We start from the raw sequence: 839 nt of genomic DNA, 5'->3' as shown, positions 1-839 counted from the left end.
GGGTGTGGCAAGTTGGGCATGATCATCATGATTGTGGTGGCGGTGGTGGTTACTATCGTCACTGCAGGTGCGGCAGCAGCGGCGATGGCAAGTGCGGCCAATGCCACTTTGTCTGCGAGTATTATGTCCACAGGTATGGGAGTGCTGTCGGGCGGGGCTATCGGGGCAGCTGCGGGCGGTGTCGCTGGTTCTATTGCATTAGCCGGAAGTACCATGCTGGCGACAGCAGCGGCCGCTGCAGTGGGTGGTTTTGTTGGCAGCATTGCGAGTCAGGCGGTCGGCAAGGCGATGGGTAATGTGGATAGTTTCTCCTTGCGGCAAGCGGTGGGCAGTGCAGCAACCGCCGGGTTTGGTGCAGCGGCCGGCAGCTACCTGCAAGCGGCAGGCAATGGCAAGTACCTCGCCAATGGGAAAAACCTGGCTGAGGGTTACACCACCAGTGGTTACGCCATCCAGGGCGCAACCACGTATGGTGGTGGCTACGTTGCCAACAAAATCGCTGGCCTGGAAACCCACTTCAACTGGACTGACCTTGCCATTGCCTCGATATCGACCAGTCTCAGCGGCCAAACAGGCAACCCGGTCACTGATTCGATCAATGGCATAGGCAACACATTCCAGCGCAACCTGGCGGGCAACCTGTGGGGTTCTACCGTATCCAGTTCGTTAAGCCGCTTGGCGGGCCGCGGCGACAAACAGGATTGGGGCAATATTGCTGCTGATGCGTTTGGGAATGCCTCGGCGAGTTGGCTGGTGGATCAGTTTAATAAACCGAAAGCAGCAGTTCCGGTTGTTGACCAGCGCGATACTGCCGCCAGGAAAGATGCGCCCATTGTCAC

Annotated in this window: 1 protein-coding gene; it reads left to right on the top strand. The window is 58.4% G+C overall.

Annotated features, from left to right (window positions below):
• Nucleotides 1–18 precede the first annotated feature (18 nt).
• Nucleotides 19–839, top strand: an 821-nt coding sequence (locus AC1RJL_RS19860; protein ID WP_492917280.1) for a hypothetical protein, incomplete at its 3' end; no start/stop codon positions are given.

Source organism: Cellvibrio sp. GW822-FHT04B05, assembly GCF_058800985.1.
This window is presented reverse-complemented; position numbering and strand designations above follow the sequence as displayed.